This window comes from Streptomyces fuscigenes (genome assembly GCF_021556455.1).
GTDB classification, from domain to species: Bacteria; Actinomycetota; Actinomycetes; order Streptomycetales; family Streptomycetaceae; genus Streptomyces; species Streptomyces fuscigenes.
Window position 1 is genome coordinate 1 of sequence record NZ_JAKGCV010000749.1, and the last position, 1438, is coordinate 1438.

At 77.7% G+C, this 1438-nt stretch carries 3 protein-coding genes; all 3 read right to left on the reverse strand.

What is annotated here, in order from left to right; genetic code table 11:
• The coding region (locus L1885_RS28300) for a phosphotransferase (protein WP_235799996.1) at positions 1 to 538 on the reverse strand (538 nt) is incomplete at its 3' end.
• A gap of 198 nt (positions 539 to 736) precedes the next feature.
• Positions 737 to 1207: a pyridoxamine 5'-phosphate oxidase family protein gene (locus L1885_RS28305; protein ID WP_235799994.1), complete on the reverse strand. Its 471-nt coding sequence runs from the start codon at positions 1205 to 1207 to the stop codon at positions 737 to 739.
• A gap of 14 nt (positions 1208 to 1221) precedes the next feature.
• Positions 1222 to 1438, reverse strand: a 217-nt coding sequence (locus tag L1885_RS28310; protein ID WP_235799995.1) for a hypothetical protein, incomplete at its 5' end; no start/stop codon positions are given.

Here is a 1438-nt window from a genome sequence, read left to right on the forward strand (position 1 = left end):
CGCGGGGGGCGGGCCCGCCGCTGTCCGGCCGGCCGCCTTCGGGCCCGACCGCGCCGGGGCCTTCGTCCCGGGCCGGGGCGGGGGGCCGGGAGGCGTGGTCCCCGGCCCGCATGACGCGGTCCAAACAGGTGTGCACGAGCCCCAGCAGGGCCCCGAGGCTGCGGGAGGCGCGGGCCGTCAGCTGCGCGCCGTCGCGGTGCCTGCCGTCGATCCAGGGATGCAGCGCGTAGCAGTCCCCGCCGACGACGGCGACCGTGTCCCCGTCCTTGCCCTCGACGGGCGGTGCGACGGGCACGCCGAGCGCCTGCAGGCGCCGGATGGCGCGGTGCTGGCGGGTGATCGCGTCGCGGTCTCCGTCCAGATGGTGCTTGAGGAAGTAGGTGCCGCGCGTGGTCGTGAGCCGGTATCCGCGATTCAGCAGCCCCTGCGCGACCGGGGCGCAGGCCAGCGGCTCGCCCGCGCCGCCGTAGTGGCGTAACAGGGCGCCGAGGGGAGGGCCCCCGGCGTCGCCGGCCGGCGGCCGGGCGCCCCGGGGCACCGCCGTGACGACGGGGGACAGCGGGACGGCGGCACCCGCGCGCAGCGGCACGACGAGCGGGGGCGCCGTGATCGGCGCGGGTCCTGCGACGAGCGGGGCCCCCGGGGCCGGTGCGGCCCCCGGGACGAGGGAGGGAGCGACGAGCGACGAGGGGGCGACGAGCGACGAAGGGGCGAAGGCATATGAGCGCGGCACCCGTCAGATGATAGTTGACACTGCGTGTTGGCCCTGTCGCTCTCCGAAACCCCCCGGGGCGGGCTCCATACGGTGTATGGAGGTCAACTCGGGCACGAGGCGCAGGTACACCGGCTCGAAGGGCTCGCCGTCCACCCGCAGCGGCGGCGGGCCGAACAGCGCCCGCTGCTCGTCGGTGGCCCGGACGATCGTCGCGGTGCCGATGCACTGGACGGACCAGCCCGGCTCCGGGGCGCCCGCCGGGCCGGGGGGCCGCCCGGTGAGGTTGTCCGCGCCGTACGCCACGACGGTGCCGCTGCAGGCGCGGTGGTAGCCGAGGCCCATGTGCATGCGCAGCAGGACGGCGTCCGGCAGGACGACATGGCGGGCGGGCGCCACGAACGGCAGCGCCCGCAGGGTCGCCGCGAGCCGTCCGTGGGGGACGCTCGCCAGCAGGGCGATGGCCTCGGTCGCGTCGGGAGCTTCGGTGGGCATGTCACCACCGTGCGTCACCGCGCGGCCGCCGGAACAGAGGAGAGTGCCCCGAGACGCAGGGCCTTAGGGCCTTTCGTGCGGACGGCGCACCCGATGCGTCCGGCGCCGACGGCCCGCCGGTCGCCGACGGCGGAGTCGGCCCGGCCGGTACGCACGGCCCAGGCGGCCCAGGCGGCCCAGGCGGCCCCCACGGCCCGGACGCCCCGTACGGGCCACCCGGCTCGCACGACC

Coding starts and splice junctions, on each gene's coding strand:
- L1885_RS28305 (WP_235799994.1), bottom strand. CDS start 1,207: ATGCCCACCGAAGCTCCCGACGCGACCGAGGCCATCGCCCTGCTGGCG.